Origin of the sequence: Eggerthella sp. (assembly GCF_048329335.1) — a bacterium.
Lineage (GTDB): Bacteria > Actinomycetota > Coriobacteriia > Coriobacteriales > Eggerthellaceae > Eggerthella > Eggerthella lenta.
Genome location: NZ_DBFEGU010000063.1, coordinates 1 through 1,942, shown reverse-complemented (window position 1 = coordinate 1,942; position 1,942 = coordinate 1). Strand labels below are relative to the sequence as shown.

Genomic DNA, 1,942 nt, shown 5'->3' with positions numbered 1-1,942 from the left:
AGCGCACCGCGAGCGTCTTGATCGCGTCCCCCACCGCCCCCCAATCCGCGGTTCGCTCGATCGCGAGCTTGCCGGGCAACAGGCGCTGGTCGACGTAGGCGAGCGTCGCGGCGCCGTCGGCGGCGCGCGCCAGCTCCACGGTGCGCGGGAGACGGTCGAGTCGGAGGTTCGCGGTCACGGGGCTTCCTTTCCTTCGGAGACCACCATTCTAACGGAAAGCGCCCGAGCGCGGCGAGAGGACGTCGCGCCGCGCCGACCGACGGGACGGGGAATGCCCTCCGAACGATCGACCGTCCGATCGGCAACCGGCTCGTGACGGTTCGATCGACGCGAGCCGCGGACGGGTATCGTGGAAGCGAACACCGTCGCAACGACCGCGCAAAGGAAGCTCCATGCCGAACACTCAAGCACCCGTCAAACCGCCCGCATCCCGACCCTGGCAGGCGGAGCCCCTTTCCGACGTCCTCCTCGAGCTCGACTCCTCGCTCGAAGGGCTGAGCGAGCTCGAGGCCGCGCGCCGCCTCGCCGAGACGGGCCCCAACGAGCTGAACGCGAAGCCGCCGCGCACGCTGGCGCAGATGGCGCGCGAGCAGCTGACCGACCCCATGATCCTCATCCTCCTCGTGGCGGCCGTGCTGTCGGCGCTTCTGCAGGAATGGGCCGAAGCCGGCATCATCTTCGCCATCGTGGTGGTGAACGCGGTCATCGGCATCGTGCAGGAGCGCAAGGCGCAGTCCTCGCTCGAAGCGCTAAGATCGATGAGCGCGCCCGAGGCGCGCGTCGTCCGCGACGGCATGGAGATGGTGGTGCCCGCGCGCGACCTCGTGCCGGGCGACCTCGTGCAGCTGGGCGACGGCAGCATGGCGCCCGCCGACCTGCGACTCGTCGAGGCGGCCGGGCTGCGCATGCAGGAAGCCGCGCTCACGGGCGAGTCGGTGCCCGTCGAGAAGGACGCCTCCGCCGTGGTTCTGCCCGGCGCGCCGCTGGGAGACCGGTCGAACATGGCGTTCGCCACCGCCATCGTCACCGCGGGACGCGGGGCGGGCATCGTGGTGGCCACGGGCATGGGAACCGAGGTCGGGCACATCGCCGGCATGCTGGAAGGCGACGAGGAGCTGGACACGCCCATCAAGCGCAAGCTGGCCTCGTTCGGCAAGATCCTCACCATCGTGGGCGTAGCGGCGGCGCTGGCCGTGCTTGCCGTCGGCCTGGCCTACGGCCGCCCGTTCGCTCCCTTGCTGCTGCTGGCCGTGTCGCTGGCCATCTCGGTGATCCCCGAGAGCCTGCCCGCCACCGCCACCATCACCATGGCGCTGGGCGTGCAGCGCATGGCCCGCCACGAGGCGCTCGTGCGCCGCCTGCCGGCCGTCGAGACGCTGGGCGGCGCCACCGTCATCTGCACGGACAAGACGGGCACCCTCACCGAGAACCGCATGAGCGTCGTGCGCGTGTCGCTGGGCCCCGACCTCGACCGCGACGAGGCGCTCGAGCCCGCCGAAGCGCTCGAGGAGCACCCCGACCTGTTCGGCTACCTCGCATTCGCCGCCGTGCTGTGCAACGACGCCGCGTTCGCGCCCGCCGAGGAGGGCGCGTCGGGGGCGCAGGCGTTCATCGGCGACCCCACCGAGGGCGCGCTGCTGGTGCTGGCGCGCGACAACGGCATCGACCCGACCGCGCTGCGCTCGACCTACCCGCGCCTGGCCGAGCGCCCCTTCGACTCCGACCGCAAGCGCATGTCCACCGTGCACGAGCGCGACGGCGAGATCGTGGCCGCCGTGAAGGGCGCGATCGATTCGCTGCTGCCCCGCTGCGCCTTCATCATGGACGAGAACGGCCCGCGGCCGATGACCGACGAGGATCGCGCCCGCGCGCTGGCCGTGGCGCAACGGCTCTCGGACGAGGCGCTGCGCGTGCTGGCATTCGCCACCCGCGCCCTGCCCGG

Annotated in this window: 1 protein-coding gene; it reads left to right on the top strand. The window is 72.0% G+C overall.

Annotation, left to right across the window (positions count from 1 at the left end):
- Nucleotides 1-392: 392 nt before the first annotated feature.
- Nucleotides 393-1,942 (top strand): cation-translocating P-type ATPase (locus tag ACMO6A_RS02045; RefSeq protein WP_418470707.1); only part of this gene is annotated, 1,550 nt, incomplete at its 3' end.